At 59.7% G+C, this 15,888-nt stretch carries 13 protein-coding genes; 6 read left to right on the top strand and 7 right to left on the bottom strand.

What is annotated here, in order from left to right; genetic code table 11:
* Positions 1–113 precede the first annotated feature (113 nt).
* Positions 114–2,153, top strand: a complete 2,040-nt coding sequence (locus tag AC07O1_RS19545) for an oxidoreductase (protein ID WP_495089810.1) — start codon at positions 114–116, stop codon at positions 2,151–2,153.
* A gap of 206 nt (positions 2,154–2,359) precedes the next feature.
* Complete coding sequence (locus tag AC07O1_RS19540; protein WP_495089809.1) at positions 2,360–3,292, top strand: 1-aminocyclopropane-1-carboxylate deaminase/D-cysteine desulfhydrase; 933 nt, start codon at positions 2,360–2,362, stop codon at positions 3,290–3,292.
* Here the strand turns inward: AC07O1_RS19540 and AC07O1_RS19535 are convergent.
* From AC07O1_RS19535 to AC07O1_RS19525, 3 genes are all read right to left on the bottom strand, one after another.
* On the bottom strand, positions 3,289–3,837 hold the full coding sequence (locus AC07O1_RS19535) for a cytochrome b (protein ID WP_494994102.1): 549 nt from the start codon (positions 3,835–3,837) through the stop codon (positions 3,289–3,291). The genes AC07O1_RS19540 and AC07O1_RS19535 overlap by 4 nt on opposite strands.
* A gap of 200 nt (positions 3,838–4,037) precedes the next feature.
* A complete protein-coding gene (phnX, locus tag AC07O1_RS19530; protein ID WP_495089808.1) occupies positions 4,038–4,865 on the bottom strand; it encodes a phosphonoacetaldehyde hydrolase in 828 nt (275 codons plus the stop codon).
* A 125-nt stretch (positions 4,866–4,990) separates the two neighbouring features.
* Complete coding sequence (locus AC07O1_RS19525) at positions 4,991–6,100, bottom strand: 2-aminoethylphosphonate--pyruvate transaminase (RefSeq protein WP_495089807.1); 1,110 nt, start codon at positions 6,098–6,100, stop codon at positions 4,991–4,993.
* A 115-nt stretch (positions 6,101–6,215) separates the two neighbouring features.
* On the opposite strand from AC07O1_RS19525, the gene AC07O1_RS19520 reads away from it, so the two are divergent.
* Positions 6,216–7,076 carry a LysR substrate-binding domain-containing protein gene (locus tag AC07O1_RS19520; RefSeq protein ID WP_495089806.1) on the top strand — a complete coding sequence of 287 codons (861 nt, stop codon included), beginning with the start codon at positions 6,216–6,218 and terminating at the stop codon, positions 7,074–7,076.
* 159 nt (positions 7,077–7,235) lie between these two features.
* On the opposite strand, the gene AC07O1_RS19515 is transcribed toward AC07O1_RS19520, so the two are convergent.
* Positions 7,236–8,108, bottom strand: coding sequence for a LysR family transcriptional regulator (locus AC07O1_RS19515; protein ID WP_495013179.1), 873 nt, complete (start codon positions 8,106–8,108; stop codon positions 7,236–7,238).
* Positions 8,109–8,394: 286 nt separating this feature from the next.
* Between AC07O1_RS19515 and AC07O1_RS19510 the strand changes: the two genes are divergently transcribed.
* The 3 genes from AC07O1_RS19510 to AC07O1_RS19500 all read left to right on the top strand — a co-directional run bounded on the left by AC07O1_RS19510 (position 8,395) and on the right by AC07O1_RS19500 (position 12,112).
* Positions 8,395–9,720, top strand: a complete 1,326-nt coding sequence (locus AC07O1_RS19510) for an MFS transporter (RefSeq protein ID WP_495089805.1) — start codon at positions 8,395–8,397, stop codon at positions 9,718–9,720.
* Positions 9,721–9,804: 84 nt separating this feature from the next.
* A complete protein-coding gene (locus tag AC07O1_RS19505) occupies positions 9,805–11,196 on the top strand; it encodes an FAD-dependent oxidoreductase (protein ID WP_495089804.1) in 1,392 nt (463 codons plus the stop codon).
* Positions 11,197–11,404: 208 nt separating this feature from the next.
* Positions 11,405–12,112, top strand: coding sequence for a YebC/PmpR family DNA-binding transcriptional regulator (locus AC07O1_RS19500; RefSeq protein ID WP_494994098.1), 708 nt, complete (start codon positions 11,405–11,407; stop codon positions 12,110–12,112).
* A 149-nt stretch (positions 12,113–12,261) separates the two neighbouring features.
* Here the strand turns inward: AC07O1_RS19500 and AC07O1_RS19495 are convergent, their stop codons facing one another.
* From AC07O1_RS19495 to AC07O1_RS19485, 3 genes are all read right to left on the bottom strand, one after another.
* Positions 12,262–13,605, bottom strand: coding sequence for a protein kinase (locus AC07O1_RS19495; RefSeq protein WP_495089803.1), 1,344 nt, complete (start codon positions 13,603–13,605; stop codon positions 12,262–12,264).
* 88 nt (positions 13,606–13,693) lie between these two features.
* On the bottom strand, positions 13,694–14,830 hold the full coding sequence (zapE, locus tag AC07O1_RS19490) for a cell division protein ZapE (RefSeq protein WP_494994096.1): 1,137 nt from the start codon (positions 14,828–14,830) through the stop codon (positions 13,694–13,696).
* A 102-nt stretch (positions 14,831–14,932) separates the two neighbouring features.
* Positions 14,933–15,856, bottom strand: a complete 924-nt coding sequence (locus AC07O1_RS19485) for a sugar ABC transporter substrate-binding protein (protein ID WP_495089802.1) — start codon at positions 15,854–15,856, stop codon at positions 14,933–14,935.
* Positions 15,857–15,888: the final 32 nt, after the last annotated feature.

Raw genomic sequence — 15,888 nt, 5'->3', positions numbered from 1 at the left:
TGTCAGTTACGGTCATTGAGCGGCGAGAGGTGTGCTCTTAGTCTGTCGAACATAACTGATGGGAGCCAAAGAGTTCCTGCACTTTTCCGTGATTGCTCGTTATGGAGTTACCGATGGCCGCCGCTCATTACCCGCACCTGTTGGCCCCGCTGGATCTGGGTTTCACTACGTTGCGCAATCGCACCCTGATGGGGTCGATGCACACTGGTCTGGAAGAAAAGCCCGGCGGTTTTGAGCGTATGGCGGCGTACTTCGCCGAACGTGCCCGTGGTGGCGTTGGTTTGATGGTCACCGGCGGCATTGGCCCGAACGAGGAAGGTGGTGTGTACTCGGGCGCGGCCAGACTGACCACCGAGCAAGAGGCGCAAAAGCACCAGATCGTGACCCGCGCGGTACACGAGGCGGGCGGCAAGATCTGCATGCAGATCCTCCACGCCGGGCGTTATGCCTACAGCCCGAAACAGGTAGCGCCAAGCGCCATCCAGGCGCCGATCAACCCGTTCAAACCCAAAGAACTGGACGAGGAAGGTATCGAGAAGCAAATCAGCGATTTCGTCACCTGTTCGACCCTGGCGCAAAAAGCCGAGTACGACGGCGTCGAAATCATGGGCTCTGAAGGCTACTTCATTAACCAGTTTCTGGCGGCGCATACCAACCACCGTACTGACCGCTGGGGTGGCAGCTTCGAGAACCGCATGCGTCTGCCGGTGGAAATCGTTCGCCGCGTGCGCGAGGCCGTAGGGCCGAATTTCATTATTATCTATCGCCTGTCGATGCTTGATCTGGTGGAAGGCGGCAGCACTTGGGAGGAAATCGTCCAGCTGGCCAAGGCTATCGAGCAGGCCGGTGCGACCATTATCAATACCGGGATCGGTTGGCATGAGGCGCGGATTCCGACCATCGCCACCAAAGTCCCGCGTGCTGCGTTCAGCAAGGTCACCGCCAAGCTGCGCGGTGAGGTAGCGATCCCTTTGATCACCACCAACCGCATCAACACCCCGGAAGTCGCCGAGCAGATTCTCGCTGAAGGCGACGCGGATATGGTCTCGATGGCGCGGCCGTTCCTTGCCGACCCGGACTTTGTCAACAAAGCCGCTACCGGGCGCGGCGACGAGATCAACACCTGCATCGGTTGCAATCAGGCCTGCCTGGATCACACCTTCGGTGGCAAGTTGACCAGCTGTCTGGTGAACCCGCGGGCCTGCCACGAAACCGAACTCAATTACCTGCCGGTGCAGCAGATCAAGAAAATCGCCGTGGTTGGCGCCGGGCCTGCGGGCTTGTCGGCGGCTACCGTCGCGGCGGAACGTGGGCATCAGGTGACGCTGTTCGATTCCGCCAGCGAGATCGGTGGCCAGTTCAACATCGCCAAGCGCGTGCCGGGCAAGGAGGAGTTCTTTGAAACCCTGCGCTATTTCAAACGCAAGTTGCAAACCAGCCATGTCGAGCTGTGCCTGAACACCCGGGTCGACGTCGAGCAACTGGTGGCTGGCGGTTATGACGAGATCATTCTCGCCACCGGTATCGCCCCTCGTTTGCCGGCAATTCCCGGCATCGAAAATGCCAAGGTCTTGAGCTACCTGGACGTGATTCTTGAGCGCAAGCCTGTCGGCAAAAACGTGGCGGTGATCGGTGCGGGCGGTATCGGCTTCGACGTGTCGGAATTTCTCGTCCATCAGGGTGTGTCCACCAGCCAGAACCGCGAGGCGTTCTGGAAGGAGTGGGGCATCGATACCCACCTCGCTGCACGTGGTGGTGTCGCCGGTATCAAGGCTGAGCCCCATGCACCGGCGCGTCAGGTGTTCCTGCTGCAACGCAAGAAGTCCAAAGTCGGCGACGGCCTGGGCAAGACCACTGGCTGGATTCATCGCACGGGCCTGAAGAACAAGCAGGTGCAGATGCTCAACAGCGTCGAATACCTGAAGATCGACGATGCCGGTCTGCACATCCGCATCGGGGAGGCAGGCGAGCCGCAAGTATTGCCGGTGGACAACATCGTGATTTGCGCAGGACAAGACCCGTTGCGCGAGCTGCAGGACGGCCTGCTGTCGGCCGGACAGAACGTGCACCTGATTGGTGGTGCGGACGTGGCCGCTGAACTGGACGCCAAGCGGGCGATCAATCAGGGTTCGCGATTGGCGGCGCAATTGTAACGGCCCCTGTAGCAGCTGGCGTAGCCTGCGTTCGGCCGGCACGGCCGTAATACCTGACGCCGCGCTCCCGAAGCAAGATAGGGGACTCAGGTTTTACGACCGCTACGCGGCCGAACGCAGGCTTGGCCAGCTGCTACGACGACGGCCGCGCTCGCTGCTAGACTGGCGTCTTTTCCACGCAGCGTGTTGCCGATGCTTTTCCTGCCATGAGCCTGGGTCCCTTCGACTGGCTACCCAGCGCGCCCCTTGAACACCTTCATCTGGATTGGCTGACACAGGCCAATATTCAGGTTGCCATCCTGCGTCTGGACCTCATCGACCCGCTGATCTGCGGCAACAAGTGGTTCAAGCTGATCAAACATCTGGCCGCAGCCGATCAAGTCGGGGCCAAGGGCATCATCAGCCTGGGCGGTGCTCACTCCAATCATCTGCACGCGCTGGCAGCGGCGGGAAAGCGTTTCGGTTTCCCCACTGTCGGTTTGCTGCGTGGTCACCCACAAGAAACCCCGACCGTACTGGATTTGCAGGCCTTCGGCATGCAGCTGCATTGGCTGGGTTATGGCGGCTATCGCGCGCGGCATGAGCCTGGCTTCTGGCTGCCGTGGCAAGTGCAATACCCGCATTTGCAACCAGTACCCGAAGGCGGGGGCGGTTTACGCGGCGCGCAAGGGTGCGCGGGATTGCTGGAGATGGCGCGCAATCAACTGAGTGCACTGGGCTGGAGCGACTATGACGCCTGGTGGCTGGCCGCCGGGACAGGGACCACACTGGCCGGTCTGGTACTGGCCGAGGCGGGGGCGCATCCGGTCTATGGCGCGTTGGCAGTGCCTGATGATCATGGGGTCGCTCAACAGATCGAGACGATAGTCCGGCAAGCAGGATTATGCGATCCGGTGTATGAGCTGTTCGACGGCAGTCGCGGCGGCTTCGCCAAGGTCGATCCGGCGTTGCTTGAGTTCATCGAGTTGACCGAGAAGCACAGTGGTATACCGCTTGAACCGCTGTACACCGGCAAAGCGCTGTTGGCGCTCAAACAACAGATCGAAGCGGGGGGCCTGGCCCAGGGAGCACGATTGATCTTTGTGCACACCGGCGGTTTGCAGGGCCGTCGGGGATTCACGGCTATGGGTAAGGATTAGCCGCGTTTTGGCATCATCCGCAGCAGCGTGTTATCGCGCACCACATAGTGGTGATACAAGCTGGCTACGGCGTGCAGGCCAATCAGCCAGTAACCGATAGTACCGCCCAGCTCGTGCCAACCCTGGAGCTGCTTGGCAAATGCCTTGTTTTCGTGAACCAGCAACGGTAAGTCCACCCCGTAGAACATGACCTGGTTGCCCTTGGCACTGGTAATCAGCCAGCCGAGGATGGGCATGGCGATCATGAATACATACAGCGCCAGATGCATCAGTCTGGATACAAGCATCTGCCAGCCAGGTGGCGTCGGCAGGATTTTCGGCGCGACACCGAGGCTTCGTGCGAACAGGCGCAGCCAGACCAGCAGGAACACGGTCAGGCCGAGCATGTAGTGTGCTTCCGTGATCAAGGTCCGACCACCGCTGCCCTTGGGGAATATGCCGCGAAATTCGATACAGGCGTAGACCACTGCCAGCAACACCAGCATCAACCAATGCAATGCAATCGACACCGTGCTGTAACGCGACTCGGTATTTGTCCAGGGCATGCGGTGTCCCTCACTTATCAGGTCACAAGCATCCGTTCTTGCTCGACGGAGTTCTATAACTGTAATCCTGTTTCTGTGGGATTGCCTGAGGCAGATCAGGCTTTTCTTCGGCGTATAAATACTCTGGGACGGTTATCCGACACAAAAAAAGCGGCAGCCCCGATCAAGGGCTGCCGCTTTTTTGTGTCGCGTACCGGGGATCAGTTGGTTTGTGGCATCTCACCATTGGCCAGACGCTTGTTGATATCGGCGATCACCTCCGGGAGGTCGGTGATGGTGTCGATCATGTAATGCGGGCGGGAACCTTCGAACATCGCATGAATACGCTTGCGTTCGCTGGCCAGTTCCTCACTGCCCAAGGCGCGGTAGCCCTCGTAGGTCAGGCCCAGTGCATTACCCGAGCAGATCAGCGCCACGGTCCACATGCCGGCACGACGACCTTCCAGAATGCCAGGGACGGTGTCGTCGATCTTGACGCAGGCAGCGACGTCATCGATGCCCAGCGCGATCACGTTGGCGAGTGCCTGAGCAGGCCACGGGCGACCGTTCGGGACTTCATCGGTGGCGACCACATAATCAGCAACATAGCCGTTGGTGGCCGCCAGTTCGACGACTTTGTCCATCACCTGCTTCGGATAACCGGAGCAGGAGCCGATCTTGATGCCTTGCTGACGCAGGTTGGCGATGGTGTCCAGAGCGCCGGGGATCAGCGCCGAGTGCTCGGCGATTTTCTCGATCTGCAATGGCATGAAGCGCTTATAGATGGCGGTGACATCGTCGTCGGTCGGTGCGCGACCGAACACCTTGCGATAACGCTCGGCAACTTGCGGCTGGTCGCACAGGGTGCGGATGTGGTCCCACTTGCCCATCCCCATCGGGCCACGGGCCTCTTCGATGGAGACCTGAACGTCGAACTCGGCGAAGGCTTCGACGAAGATCTGGGTCGGCGCGAACGAGCCGAAGTCGACGACAGTGCCGGCCCAGTCGAGGATGGCGGCTTGAAGCTTGGTTGGGTTGCTGTAGTTCATTTCGTTAAACCCTTTGTAGGAGCGAGGCTTGCCCGCGATAAACGATAACGGGGTGTAACTGACGGACCGCGTCGCCTGTTTCGCGGGCAAGCCTCGCTCCTACAGGGACGCGTCCGGCAGTTGAATCAGATTTCCAGCACTTCCATTTCCCGCAGTACGTCCGCCACCGCTGCCACGGCCGCGTGCATCTCGGCTTCATTGACGTGGCCGATGCAGCCGACACGGAAGGTTTCGACCTGGGTCAGCTTGCCGGGATAGAGAATGAAGCCCTTGGCCTTGACCCGTTCGTAGAACTCCTTGAACTGGTAGCGCGGATCTTTCGGCGCGTGGAAGGTGATGATGATCGGCGCCTGAATCGCCGCCGGCAGGAAGCTGCGCAAGCCCAGCCTGGCCATTTCATCGAGCAGGACTTTGCAGTTATTGGCATAACGCTGATGACGCGCCGGCAAACCGCCTTCTTCGTTGTATTGCAGCAGGGCTTCGTGCAGCGCCGCGACCACGTGGGTCGGCGGGGTAAAGCGCCACTGACCGGTTTTGGCCATATAGCTGTGCTGATCAAACAGGTCCATCGCCAGCGAATGCGAGTTGCCGGCGGCATTGGCCAGTGCCTCCTTGCGAACAAAGACGAAGCCCATCCCCGGCACGCCTTCCAGGCATTTGCCGGACGCAGCGATCAGCGCCTCGAACGGCACTTGTCGGGCATCGATCGGCAGTGCGCCGAAGGAGCTCATGGCGTCGATGATCAGCCGTTTGCCGTGCCGGGCAATCACCCGGGCAATTTCCGGCAGCGGGTTGAGGATGCCGGTGCTGGTTTCACAGTGGATCAGTGCGACGTGGGTAATGCTGGGGTCGGCCCGCAGCAGACGATCGACATCGGCGGCGGTGGTCGGTTCGTCTTCGGCGGTTTCAAAGGTACTGAACGAGCGGCCGAGCACTTCACAGATTTTCGCCAGGCGTTTGCCATAAGCGCCGTTGATCAGCACCAGCACCTTGCCGTCACGGGGCACCAGGGTGCCGATGGCCGCTTCCACGGAAAACGTGCCGCTGCCCTGCAAGGGTACGCAGTGATGGCTGTCGGCACCGTCGATGATCGCCAGCAGCTGTTCGCAAAGGCTGGCGGTCAGTTGATTGAAGCGGTCATCCCATGAACCCCAGTCGACCATCATGGCCTGACGGGTGCGGGCTGAAGTGGTCAACGGGCCTGGGGTGAGCAGGATTGGCTCGGCAGTACTCATGCTGATGTCCTCGCAAAAACGCTTGGGGATGAAGGTACGGGGCATAAATTGCGGTTTGGCTTGTCATCAATCAAATTGTTTGTTGTTATGCAAGCCATCAGTGAGGCCGATAGATATGAACCTGTTCCAGCTAAGAGCGTTTGATGCCGTGGCCCGAGAGGGCAGCTTCACCCGGGCCGCTGCGCGTTTGTTCATCAGCCAGCCGGCGGTCACCGGGCATATCAAGGCGTTGGAGGAGCATTACCAGATCACCTTGTTACGGCGCACCGCACGGCGGGTGGAGCTGACGGAGGAGGGGATCAAACTGGCGGCGATCACTCGAGCCATGTTCGGCCTGGCCGAAGAGGCCCAGGCGATGCTTGAAGCCAATCGGCAGTTGCTCACCGGACGTCTGGAAGTGGCGGCGGACGGTCCGCACATGGTCATGCCGATGCTCGCCAGTCTGCGGGCGGCATACCCGGGGATCACCGTGAATTTACGTTTGGGCAATGCGCAGGAAACCCTCGCAGCGTTGCTGTCCGAACATGCGGATGTGGCGGTGCTGACCGAAGTGGAGCCGCGCAAAGGGCTGCACTTGCAACGATTGAGCGAATCCAGGATCTGCGCGTTGGTGCCGGCCAATCATCCTTGGCTGGCTTCGCCTGCGGGGATCGGCATCGAACAGCTGGATCAGGTGATCATGGTGCTGCGTGAGCCGAGTTCGATTACCCGCCGCACCTTTGACGAGGCGTGCGGTCTGGCCAGCGTCAGACCGCGGGTGCTGCTGGAGCTGGACAGTCGGGAAGCGGTGACTGAGGCCGTGGCCGCCGAGTTGGGTGTGGGCATCGTCTCGTCAGTGGAGGTCAGTCATGATCCGCGGGTGGCTGCCGTGCCGATCATTGGCGAAGGGCTGCTCAATCGGCACATGATTGGCTGCATGGAGCGGCGGCGGGATTTGCGCTTGATTCAGGCGTTTTTGGGATTGTCACCTCAATAGCGACGTGTTTTTTGTAGCAGCTGGCGAAGCCTGCGTTCGGCTGCGCAGCAGTCGTTAAACCGGCAACCACGTTCTTCCAGTCAGAACTCATTCACCGAACTACGACCGCTGCGCGGCCGAACGCAGGCTTCGCCAGCTGCTACAGGGATCGCCAGCGGCCTACACCAGACTCTCGCGAACCATCTCCAGAAAGGTCGCCACTACCCGCCGTGAACTTTGCTCGCGCAGGCATACCAGTGTCTCGGTCAACCGCCGTTTGCAATCGGTAATCGGCAGCGCACAAACCCGCGAGTCGGAGCCGAATTCCGCCGCTGACACCACGCCTACGCCAATTCCCACCACCACAGCTTCGCGCGCCGCTTCACGGCCCTCCACCTGAATCGCCGGACGGATGCGAAAGCCTGCCTGATTCATTTCCTCTTCCAGCGTCTGCCGCGTCACCGAGCCGATTTCACGCAGCACCAGCGGCGTGTCATCCAGGTCCGCCAGGCAGATCGACTGGCGGCTGGCCCACGGATGGTTGCGCGAAACGAACGCCACCATGGGGTCATTGCGCAGGGGGAGCGAGAGCAGGCGTTCATCGCTGACATCGCGGCCAAGCAGGGCCAGGTCAGCCTGGTAGTTGAACAGCCGAAACAGTGATTCATCGGTGTTGCCGGTCTCGATTTTCACGCTGATACCGGGGTAGCGCTCACAGAAGCGGGCGATCTGCGGCAGTACGTGCACCGGTGCATCCACGGCGAGGATCAGACTGCCGGTCTGCAAGGCCTGAGAGTCGTGCAGCAGCTCCTGGGCTTCAGCTTCGATGACGAACAGGCGCTGAGTGATGCTCAGCAAGCGTTCGCCCAGATCGGTCAGGTGCACCGAGCGTTTGTTGCGATGGAACAGCAACACACCGAAACGCTCTTCCAACTTGCGCACCTGGTCGGAAATCGCTGGCTGAGTCAGAAACAAGCGTTCGGCGGCGCGCGTGAAACTGCCGTGCACCGCAACGGCGTGGAACGCTTTGAGTTGGGCGTGAGAGACAGACATCGGATCACCAGTAAACAGCTGAGCTTATATTTGAAATACGATAAATCGATTTCACTTATTAATCAGTAATTGTTTTTATCGCCCTCAACCCCGGTGGCTGGTCGTACGACAGTCCTCGGCGGCCATGAGCCTGTGCGTGCGGAAGAACCTCCGACTACAGGGAAGCAACAGGACTCATCTGACCGGTATCGCTCCTCCTGAAGGGCGATATCGCGGTGCTCAACAATAAAAAAACAGGCGTTTTTTCCAATTCTGCCGGCACACTCACCCTGAGGTCAGACTCACAATGAATAAGCACATCGATACCATCAAGCGTTGGCGCGTGCAGATTTTTGCCATCACCTGGCTGGCCTACGCGGCCTTCTATTTCACTCGCAAAGCCTTTTCCGTGGCCAAACTGGGGATCGGTGAAGACCCCACCTTTCATCTCGACAAGATGATGATGGCCAACCTCGACGGCATCTACCTGGCGGCCTATGCCGTCGGTCAATTCACCTGGGGCATGCTCGCTGACCGTTTCGGGCCGCGGGTCGTGGTGTTGGGTGGCTTGTTGATTTCCGCCGTGGCGGCATTGGTCATGGGCAGCTTCGCGACACTGCCCATCTTTTTCACTTGTATGTTGATCCAGGGGTTGGCGCAGTCCACTGGCTGGTCGGGATTGTGCAAAAACATTGGCAGTTTCTTTCCCGCCGAGCAGCGCGGGCGGGTCTTGGGCTTGTGGAGCTCTTGCTACGCCTTCGGCGGCCTGGTGGCGTCGCCGTTTGCCGGCTGGTGGGCTTACACACTGATCGGTACCTGGCATGCGGCGTTTATATCCAGCGCAGCGGTTGTTGGTCTGGTAGCGGTGCTGTTCTTTATCTTTCAACGCAACAAACCTGAAGACGTTGGCTTGCCTGCCGTGGAGCCAGAACCTGAACTGACCGCCGAGGAGTTGCAAGCCCGGAGCAAAATCAGCGTCTGGGAACCGCTGCGCGAAATCCTGCGCAACCGCACGGTGCTGACCCTGGGCTTCGCCTACTTCCTGTTGAAACCGGCGCGCTACGCGATTTTGCTGTGGGGGCCGGTGATTGTCTTCGAGCAAATGCCCTCGGTGGGCAAGGTCGGCGCGGCGATTGTGCCAACGGCGTTTGAACTGGCCGGTTTGCTCGGGCCGATCATGATAGGCCTGGCCTCGGACAAGGTCTTTGGCGCGCGACGGATGCCGGCCTGTGTCTTGAGTCTGTTGGCGCTGACTGTATCGCTGGCATTGTTCATGGGGGCGTTGCACACCGGCAGTGTGCTGCTGGTGGTGGTTTTGTTGTTTTTCATGGGGCTGACCCTTTACGGACCGGACTCGATGATCAGTGGCGCGGCGGCGATTGACTTCGGCACGGCCAAGGCCGGTGCGACGGCGGCGGGTTTCGTCAATGGTTGCGGCTCGGTCGGGGCGATTCTCGGTGGATTGCTGCCGGGTTACTTCGACACGGTCACGGTGTTTATCGTCTTCGCCGGTTGCGCGATGTTCTCCTCACTGGTCTTGATCCCGCACTGGAACAGCCGTCCGACAGGTCTCAAAGCGGATTGCGCCTTTGTGCCCAACGGGGCCATGCCCGTCAAACCGCTGCGTAGCTGAAATCCTATTGCCAAACAAACCCTGCTTGCCGTCGTGTCATGACGGCAGGTCGGAGTGTGGCCAACTGTACTGGAGATGTGCCCCATGAGACCATTCTGGCTGGAACAGGCCTTGAAGTCTGAGGCTTCAGAACCCTGCGAGCCGTTGCAAGGCGATACCAGCGCTGACGTTTGTATCGTCGGCGGTGGCTACACCGGGTTGTGGACCGCGATCATGCTCAAGGAGCAGAACCCCGAGCTTGATGTGGTGTTGATCGAAGCCGATATCTGCGGCGCCGGTGCCAGCGGACGCAACGGTGGTTGTGCACTGTCCTGGTCGGCCAAGTATTTCACGCTGGAGCGGTTATTCGGTGTCGAAGAGGCGGTGCGGCTGGTCAAGGAATCGGAGCAAAGCATTTATGCCATTGGCGCTTTCTGCGAGAAATACGCGGTGGATGCCGATTACCGCCTCGATGGTACGTTGTACACCGCCACCAACCGGGCGCAGTGCGGGTCTACCGACGGGGTGATCGCCGCCCTCGAGCGCAATGGCATCAACTCTTTCGAAAAACGCCCTGTGGCCGATGTGCAGCGCATGGCCGGTTCCAGCAAGCATCTTGAAGGCTGGTATTCCCCGGCGGCGGCCAGCGTGCAGCCGGGCAAGCTGGTGCGTGGTTTACGGCGGGTCGCCTTGCAACTGGGTGTCCGGATTCATGAAAACACCGCGATGATCGGTCTGGAGGAGGGCAAACCCGCGGTGATTCGAACGCCGTCCGGGAGCATCCAGGCCGACCGCGTGGTGCTGGCGATGAACGCGTGGATGGCCCGGGCGTTCCCACAGTTCGAGCGCAGCGTGGCGATCGTCTCCAGTGACATGATCATCACTGAGCCGCGTCCGGATCTACTCAAGGAAATCGGCTTGACCAGCGGTGTGACGGTGCTTGATTCGCGGATTTTCGTGCACTACTACCACAACACCCCGGACGGCCGAATCATGCTTGGCAAAGGCGGCAACACCTTTGCATATGGCGGGCGGATGCTGCCGGTGTTCGATCAGCCTTCACCTTACGAACGTTTGTTGCGCAATAGTCTGGCGGAGTTCTTCCCGGCGTTTACCGATGTCGCAGTGGAGGCGACCTGGAACGGCCCCTCGGATCGTTCGGTCACCGGGCTGCCATTCTTCGGCCAGATGAGCGCCAGCGGCAACGTGTTCTATGGATTCGGTTATTCCGGCAGCGGTGTCGGGCCTTGTCATATGGGCGGGCAGATCCTCGCGTCGATGGTGCAAGGCCTGGACAATCTCTGGACCCGCTCGCCCTTGGTCAACGGCCCGTTGGGTTATTTTCCGCCGGAGCCGATCCGCTATCTGGGCTCATTGATGGTCCGCAACGCGATCCGGCGCAAGGAGCACGCCGAAGATCACGGGCGCCGACCGCGGCATCTGGATGTGCGCCTGGCCAGGTTTGCTGCGGCAGCGGGCAAGGCCGACAAAGGCTGATCAGTCTTTCAGCGCCAGGTGTCTGGCTGTTCACCAGCCAATCGAAAACAGACCCGGTTCGGTGGCTGCGGCCCGAGTCAAACCCGATGTTATGGAGAAGTCGATCAGTCACTCGACTTTTTGGTCGATTGGGAACTTTAGGCCGTATAAACTTGCACAAAGCGTCGGCCAATAGATGTCTCGGCGCCACAGATCAAGAGAGTGAGTAATGGGCGCACAGTGGAAGGTTAAACACAAAGAAGCGGCATCCAATGCCAAGGGCAAGATCTTCGGCAAACTGGTCAAAGAGATCACTATTGCCGCGCGTAATGGCGCGGATGTGGCCACTAACGCGCATCTGCGGTTGGTGGTAGAGCAGGCGAAAAAAGCCTCGATGCCACGCGAAACCCTGGAGCGTGCGATCAAGAAAGGCTCGGGTCAGCTTGGCGAAACCGTTCAATACCATCGCGTTACGTATGAAGGCTTCGCGCCTCATCAGGTTCCGCTTATCGTTGAGTGTGTCACCGACAACATCAACCGTACCGTCGCGGAAATTCGTGTGGCGTTCCGCAAAGGCCAATTGGGTGCTTCGGGCTCGGTTGCCTGGGATTTCAACCATGTCGGCATGATCGAAGCGTCCCCCGATAGCCCGGATTCTGATCCAGAGATGGCGGCTATCGAGGCTGGCGCCCAGGACTTCGAGCCGGGTGAAGAAGAGGGCACGACGTTGTTCCTTACCGAACCTGCCGATCTGGACGCGGTACAGAAAGCCTTGCCTGAACAGGGTTTTACCGTGTTGTCGGCCAAATTGGGCTACCAGCCTAAAAACCCGGTCAGTGGCTTGAGCGACGCGCAAATGGAAGAAGTCGAAGCCTTCCTTGCAGGGCTCGATAACCACGACGACGTGCAGGATATGTTTGTCGGTTTGGCGGGTTAAGAGCTTCTATCTGCAAGGGCTGCGTGGCTGCGAAAAGATCGCAGCCTGCGCCAGCTTCTACGGGATTGGCATCCATCCACACCACTGGCGGGTGTACGCAAATTCTGTAGGAGCTGCCGATAAGTTCGGGCCGCGTTCGGACGATCTTTTCAAGACGCCGCCGATTCTCGCAATGATTCAACCGCAACCCGTAGATCCTCACCAATCTCTACGAAACCCGGCCGAGCCAGCACATCCGCCTGGCAGCATCGGCTTTTCAACGCCAGCAATGGCTGTCGAGCAACCTCGCTCAACCCCGAGTCAATCCGCTCCAGCAATTCCCCCAACAGAATCCCGAACGCCCGCACCTCTATGCGTTGCAGGGCGCGTGTCTCGAAGCTGTCTGAGGTGGAGTGAAACGAAGCCGCGCCGAAGTCACCCAACAGGCAGTCGCCTTGAGCGTTCCACAGAATATTGTGGCCGTAGAGATCGCCGTGGGTGATGCCCTGTTGGTGCAAGTGTGCGGCGGCCGAAGCAATACCGCTGGCGATCCGCAATGCGGACGCGGCGCTGAACCGTGTGTTGGCTTCGTAGACATCGCGAGTGCAGGAAGCGAGGCTCGGCAACGCGGCCAGATTGCCATAGCTGGGGTTGATCAAATGCATCACCAGCCCGGCTTGTGCCTGCGGGTGGTCGACGATCCTGCCTTCGACCTTGATCAGGTTGGCATGTTGGCCCGCGGTGATGCAGGCATTCATTTCATGCTGCGGTGAGCCGTCACTGGTCATGCTGCCCTTGTAGAGCTTCACCGCAACCTCGCGCGCGGCTTGTGATGGCTGTTCCCACAGTGCCTGATGAATCACCCCGGAAGCGCCTTCGCCCAGTTTCTGCTGTAGATGCAGCTGTGACCAGGGAATGTGCGGGGTGGCGTCCAGAGCGCAAGCGTCCGCCTCTGATTCCAGCGGGTTGCCCGCGTAAGCCAGCCAGGCCAGTCGTGGCAGCGATAACAGCCACTGCGGCAGCTCGGTCAGGCGGTTGGCAGCAATCCGGATCAGCTCCAACTGATGGCATTGGCTCAGGCTCGCCGGCAGTTGTTGCAAGCAGTTTCCTGCGAGCATCAGTTTTTGCAAATGAGGTCTTTCGCCAAGCTCGGCGGGCAGTTCGCTGATGCAGTTGTCGGTCAGGATCAGCCAGCGCAGCATCGGCGGCAGCGCGGCACCGGGGACGCGCTCGATGCGGTTGGCCTTGAACGCGATCATGCTCAGGCGGGCGCATTGGCCAAGGCACGTCGGGAGTTCGGTGAATGCATTATCCGAGCAGAACAGAATTCGCAACTGCGTCAGCCGATGCAGGTCGTCCGGCAGTTGGCTCAAGGCATTGCCACTCAGGTTCAGCACCTCGAGGGAGTCCGCCAGTTCGAAGATCTCCTGAGGGAATTCGCTCAGCCCGCAGGACAGATCCAGACGTTTGATGCCCGCCAGTTGGCCGGCCCGAAGTTGTGCAAGGGTATCCATGAACAGATTCAATACTCGAAAAGAGAAGGGCGCGCGGCCATTGGAAATGGGCGCCATGATAACGATAAAGGGCCGCAGGTTGGATGGTTTATGACGCAGGTCCGACCTCAATCAACTGCCCTAATCGACTGCGGGTTCGCGCCAGGTCGATGGCGTCGCCGCCAAGGTGCTCGCGCAGAGGACGTTCGCCCAGCAATAGCAGGCGTTTGTCCTGGTCATACAATACGTCGATCAGATTGATAAAACGCTGCTGGGCGGCAGTTGAACAGTCGGCGAGGTTGGGCAGTCTATCGATGATCCAGGTGTCGAAGCGTCGGCACAGCTCCAGATAGTCCATCACGGCGGTGGGTTGTTCACAGAGGTCGCTGAAGTCGAAGCTGATGCTCCGTTCTTCGCACCGTCGTACCTGGAATTGTCGGGCGCCTACAGGCAGGGCAAACGTTGGGGCGTTTTGCTCGGGCAATTGCAATGCCTGGCGCTGAGCCGGGCTACTGGGCCAGACGTATTGCCCGTGAGTGAAGAGCTGCTGCGAATGAGTCCGTGCCTGGCTGCGGTAGTCATGGGGGCCGCCGACCTCCATGACATGCATGCGCGCATTGATCAGATCGATCACCGGCTTGAAGCGGGCGTGGTAAAGGGGGTTGGGCAGCAAGCCGGCCGGCGGGTAGTTGGAGGTGACCAGCAGCAGGATTCCACGCTGGAACAGCGCTTTGAATAGCCGGGTGATCAGCATCGCGTCGCCAATGTCGTGGACGTGGAACTCGTCGAAACACAGTACGCGGCAGTGCAGGAGTAGTTCATCCAGCGTGCTTGCCAGCGCATCGGACTGCTGGCGATGGCGGAACATGCCTTGGTGCAATTGGACGAAAAAATCGTGAAAGTGCAAGCGCTGCTTTTCAGCCATCGGCAGAGCCTGGAAAAATCCATCCAGCAGCCAGCTTTTGCCACGGCCGACGGCGCCATAGAGGTATAGGCTACGCGGAGCATGCGCATTTGCGCCGGTTTTCAGCAAGCCATCGGCTTGCCGGGCCATACAGTCGATCACCTGCTGTTGGCTGTGACTGAGGGTATAGCCTTGATCATGGGCTTTTTGGCGGAAGTATTCATGGATCACCCGTGCGCGTGCAGTGGCTTGCGACGGTCTTGCAAAGGCCTTGCCGAGAAGTTTACCCAGCGCTGGCCAGCGTGATGTGAGTCGTGAGCGGTTTGAAGGGTTCGTGGCCAATTGATGTCCCCCCATGGTCCAGAAGCCCGCCCATCATAGAGCCGGCGGCGTAATTTAACCAAAGGCGTGTTTCACCGGCCAGCGATCTTGAGCAGGCAATATTCAAGGGTTAAGGAAGTCTTGATAGTTGGCCTTGGTAATTAGCTGATAGGGAATGGTCAACTGTGCCTTATAGGGTTCTTTCCTGATCATCTTTAGTGCCAGATCAATGGAGGCGATGGCTTGGCCTTTGTTGTCTTGGTAGACGGTCACCAGCAGTTGGTCCTTCTTGATCGCGTCCAGGCCAGCGGGGCCGCCGTCGCTGCCACCGACCAGGATGTCTTTGCCCGCGCGCATGCCGGCCTGGCTGATGGCCATCGCCGCGCCAATGGCCATTTCATCGGCGTTGGCGGCTACCGCATCGATTTTTTTGCCCGACAGAATCCAGTTGTTCATCAGGTCCATGGCCTTACTGCGCTGCCACTCGGCGCTCTGTTCTTCGACCACGTGGATGTCCGGATAGCTTTTGAGCACTTCCTTCACCCCTTGGGTGCGGTTGTGGGTGGCGTTGTTGGAAAGCAGGCCAAGCATGATCGCCAGATTGCCCTTGCCACCCATTTTTTCCGCCAGGTAGCGCATTTGCATCTCGCCGGCCTTGATCTCGTCCGAACCCACATAGCCGACGCCCGGCGGCAGTTCGGCCTGGTCGGGGCGGCGGTTGACATAGACCAGGGGAACGCTGGCCTTTTGCGCGTCATTGGTCATCTGTTGCGTGGCTGCGGTATCCACCGGGTTGACGATGATCGCGTCCATGGCCTGGGCGGTGAAGTTCTGCACCTGGTTGAGCTGGCGCACCACATCGCCCTGGGCGTCTTCGAATTGCAGAGTCACCCCCGGCAGATCCTTGCCGTGGGCGGCCATGTAGTCGCGCATCTGCGCCAGGAACACATCATCCACCTGGGCGATGCTGACGCCGATGCGGATATCGGCGAGTGCCAAGGGGGCGAAGAGGACGGCGAAGAGGTAGGTCAGGAGTCGTTTTTTCATGGTTTCAGTCCGGTTTTGTTGTTGTTTTTGAA

It is taken from the genome of Pseudomonas sp. GW821-FHT07G10, from assembly GCF_059418545.1.
This window is presented reverse-complemented; position numbering and strand designations above follow the sequence as displayed.

Excerpts from the sequence above, each read along its gene's own strand:
- AC07O1_RS19500 (WP_494994098.1), top strand. The coding sequence starts at position 11,405 with ATGGGCGCACAGTGGAAGGTTAAACACAAAGAAGCGGCATCCAATGCC.
- AC07O1_RS19485 (WP_495089802.1), bottom strand. The coding sequence starts at position 15,856 with ATGAAAAAACGACTCCTGACCTACCTCTTCGCCGTCCTCTTCGCCCCC.
- AC07O1_RS19540 (WP_495089809.1), top strand. The coding sequence starts at position 2,360 with ATGAGCCTGGGTCCCTTCGACTGGCTACCCAGCGCGCCCCTTGAACAC.
- AC07O1_RS19545 (WP_495089810.1), top strand. The coding sequence starts at position 114 with ATGGCCGCCGCTCATTACCCGCACCTGTTGGCCCCGCTGGATCTGGGT.
- AC07O1_RS19525 (WP_495089807.1), bottom strand. The coding sequence starts at position 6,100 with ATGAGTACTGCCGAGCCAATCCTGCTCACCCCAGGCCCGTTGACCACT.
- AC07O1_RS19535 (WP_494994102.1), bottom strand. The coding sequence starts at position 3,837 with ATGCCCTGGACAAATACCGAGTCGCGTTACAGCACGGTGTCGATTGCA.
- AC07O1_RS19510 (WP_495089805.1), top strand. The coding sequence starts at position 8,395 with ATGAATAAGCACATCGATACCATCAAGCGTTGGCGCGTGCAGATTTTT.
- AC07O1_RS19505 (WP_495089804.1), top strand. The coding sequence starts at position 9,805 with ATGAGACCATTCTGGCTGGAACAGGCCTTGAAGTCTGAGGCTTCAGAA.
- AC07O1_RS19515 (WP_495013179.1), bottom strand. The coding sequence starts at position 8,108 with ATGTCTGTCTCTCACGCCCAACTCAAAGCGTTCCACGCCGTTGCGGTG.
- phnX (WP_495089808.1), bottom strand. The coding sequence starts at position 4,865 with ATGAACTACAGCAACCCAACCAAGCTTCAAGCCGCCATCCTCGACTGG.
- AC07O1_RS19520 (WP_495089806.1), top strand. The coding sequence starts at position 6,216 with ATGAACCTGTTCCAGCTAAGAGCGTTTGATGCCGTGGCCCGAGAGGGC.
- AC07O1_RS19495 (WP_495089803.1), bottom strand. The coding sequence starts at position 13,605 with ATGGATACCCTTGCACAACTTCGGGCCGGCCAACTGGCGGGCATCAAA.